Below are 1,696 nucleotides of genomic sequence, written 5' to 3' on the forward strand. Positions count from 1 at the left end.
GCAGACGTGAAGAATCCAACCGCGCCGGAATCAATACGACAAATTCGGTCATGCTTTCAGTTCCTCTTCGCTCAACGGGCGCGCTTCGTTTTCCAACATATAAGGGATGCCGTCACGAATCGGATAAGCCAGCTTCGCCTGACGGCTCCACAATTCCTGTTTGTCCTGATGATATTCCAGCCTGCCTTTGGTAACGGGGCAGACGAGGATGTCTAAGAATTTTTTTTCCATGGGGTTTCTTTCGGGTTTGATGGTTTTAGCGAAGCTCGCTTCGCTCGTTTTGGCGAAACTTGCTTCGCTCGTTTTCAGACGACCTCAAGCGGCATTATTTTTTCCGTGCCGGTTTTTGGGGTTGCGTTGAGCAGGCTGGGGCAGGATTTTTGCCGCTGCACATAATCTGCTGGATTTCTCGGACTAATTTTTCGTTTTGATTTGATTTTTCGTATTTTTCGGCAATGATGTTCATTGTAGGATTCATCGTTGCCTCAAGATAGCGCGGCATTTTATCGAGTATTGATTGACCTACCTCCGTGCCGTAAAAGCCAATCAACGCATCGACTTCTTCCTGAGTAAGAACTGTTTTTATGCCGTCCATAGTTGCTTTACGCAATTGGGCACGCACTTTCGGGGTATTGATTTCGGCAGCTATTTGATTTGCATGATTTTTCAAGACTGCCTCCAACTGAGGACGCTTGTCCGCCGGCGCATCTTTCAAAAAATTCTGTATATTAGGATTGGAGAGCATAATGCCTCCAACCCTTTGGAAAGACTGATCCAACAGAGCGTCCATCCTTTGTACTTCAAACAGACGCTCAAGCGACGCATCACTGGGCGGCGCGGCAAACACATTGGCACACAAGGCCAAAGCAGCAAAAGGCAACAATAAAGTTTTCAATTTCATTTTTTCTACCTACTTAATAAATATAAATATTTTCAGACGACCTGCACATTATTTGGCACATTCCGAAGAATGTTTATTGCCCTTACACAAAATATCGCGCGTTTGCGCCTCAAAAGCGGGCGTATATTTCCTGCTTGCGTTGATATAGTTGTTGCTCATTGTCTTTTCAACAATCTCATCATTCAATTTGTCGAAACGTTCCATCTTTTCAAATGCAGACTTACCGACCCCATGCCCAAACAATTTTGCCATGCTGTCCACGTCTGCTTGGCTCAGCACATTATCAATATCTCCGCCATGCTGTCTGAGATGATTGATTTTTCTCAAAATACCCTTGCCACGAGGGGAAGAGAAAAAGCGGTTGAGCACATCGACTTCTTCTTGTGTAAATACTTTCTGTACGGCACGCTTTTCTTCATCCAACCATTGCTTTTTCAACTCAGGGCGGCTCAAATCGTCTTGCATGTTTTTCATATAATGGCTGATGACCGCCTTCATCTGCGCTTTTTGAGCTTTGGGCGTCATCGCTAACAAGCGCTCATTGTCCTCTTTATTCACCATCTCCAAAGAACGTTGCACTTTCTCGCTATAATTATTGCTTATCCCTTGAATCTCCAACCATTTCATTGCAGATTCATCACTTGGTTTAGCAGCCAGGCTTTGAGTGGATACAAATAAAGCTGCGCAAGCGACCAACAAATATTTTAACTTCATGATTTACTCCTATCGCGTAGTTTGAAGATCATCTTTAAAACATCTGTGAAACATCTATAAGCATTTAGATTGAAACTTTCG

The 1,696-nt window shown here is 43.9% G+C and carries 3 protein-coding genes; all 3 read right to left on the minus strand.

Annotated elements, in window-relative coordinates:
- Positions 1–48 precede the first annotated feature (48 nt).
- Positions 49–231, minus strand: a complete 183-nt coding sequence (locus ACTHS3_RS12440) for a Trm112 family protein (RefSeq protein WP_070607687.1) — start codon at positions 229–231, stop codon at positions 49–51.
- Between the two features lie 94 nt (positions 232–325).
- Entirely contained in the window at positions 326–901 is a 576-nt protein-coding gene (locus tag ACTHS3_RS12445) for a DUF2059 domain-containing protein (protein ID WP_070607690.1), read from the minus strand.
- 48 nt (positions 902–949) lie between these two features.
- Positions 950–1,615, minus strand: coding sequence for a DUF2059 domain-containing protein (locus ACTHS3_RS12450; protein ID WP_070607694.1), 666 nt, complete (start codon positions 1,613–1,615; stop codon positions 950–952).
- Positions 1,616–1,696 lie beyond the last annotated feature (81 nt).

Source organism: Neisseria sp. P0009.S007 (genome assembly GCF_051962515.1).

Coding starts and splice junctions, on each gene's coding strand:
- ACTHS3_RS12440 (WP_070607687.1), bottom strand. CDS start 231: ATGGAAAAAAAATTCTTAGACATCCTCGTCTGCCCCGTTACCAAAGGC.
- ACTHS3_RS12445 (WP_070607690.1), bottom strand. CDS start 901: ATGAAATTGAAAACTTTATTGTTGCCTTTTGCTGCTTTGGCCTTGTGT.
- ACTHS3_RS12450 (WP_070607694.1), bottom strand. CDS start 1,615: ATGAAGTTAAAATATTTGTTGGTCGCTTGCGCAGCTTTATTTGTATCC.